This is a genomic window from Erwinia sp. GW821-FHT03D09, from assembly GCF_059420805.1.
The window spans coordinates 1-692 of the sequence record NZ_JBWKUK010000049.1 but is presented as its reverse complement, the minus strand read 5'-3'; the positions used below and the strand labels follow the sequence as shown (position 1 = coordinate 692).

Here is a 692-nt window from a genome sequence, read left to right as displayed (position 1 = left end):
GAAGTCGTAACAAGGTAACCGTAGGGGAACCTGCGGTTGGATCACCTCCTTACCTGAAGATACTTTCCCGCGTAGTGTCCACACAGATTGTCTGATAGAAAAGTAACGAGCAGAAAAAACCTCAGCAGGCTTGTAGCTCAGGTGGTTAGAGCGCACCCCTGATAAGGGTGAGGTCGGTGGTTCAAGTCCACTCAGGCCTACCAAATTTGCACTCATGCGGCGTTAAGTACTCGGTCGTTTAGTTAACTAAACTTCCCTCCTGTTTGCCTTGCCTGAGCACAAATTACATTCTCTTCTTTCTTAAAGGAAAGGGGCGGATAACTCTTCGGAGTTGGTACTGAAAAGGTTTCTGCACGACTGTATGGGGCTATAGCTCAGCTGGGAGAGCGCCTGCCTTGCACGCAGGAGGTCAGCGGTTCGATCCCGCTTAGCTCCACCATATACGTCTGTATTTCAATACTTCAGAGTGTACTGGCAACAGTATGCTGCGAAGTATTATGCTCTTTAACAATCCGGAACAAGCTGAAAAATTGAAACGACATACTGTTTTCATTCTCCGTAATAAGAATGAAGCACGGTATGTTCGAGTCTCTCAAATGCTTGCAACTGACATCCGTCTTTCGGGACGCTTGTGGGTTGTGAGGTTAAGCGACTAAGCGTACACGGTGGATGCCTGGGCAGTCAGAGGCGAT

2 tRNA genes and 1 rRNA gene are annotated in these 692 nt (G+C 48.3%); all 3 read left to right on the top strand.

Features of this window, described 5'->3' with window-relative positions:
* Nucleotides 1–52: ribosomal RNA gene (locus AC07U6_RS22250) — 16S ribosomal RNA — on the top strand; the annotation flags it as partial.
* Between the two features lie 74 nt (nucleotides 53–126).
* Nucleotides 127–203, top strand: a tRNA-Ile gene (locus AC07U6_RS22245).
* A gap of 160 nt (nucleotides 204–363) precedes the next feature.
* A tRNA-Ala gene (locus tag AC07U6_RS22240) sits at nucleotides 364–439 on the top strand.
* The last annotated feature ends 253 nt before the right edge of the window (nucleotides 440–692 follow it).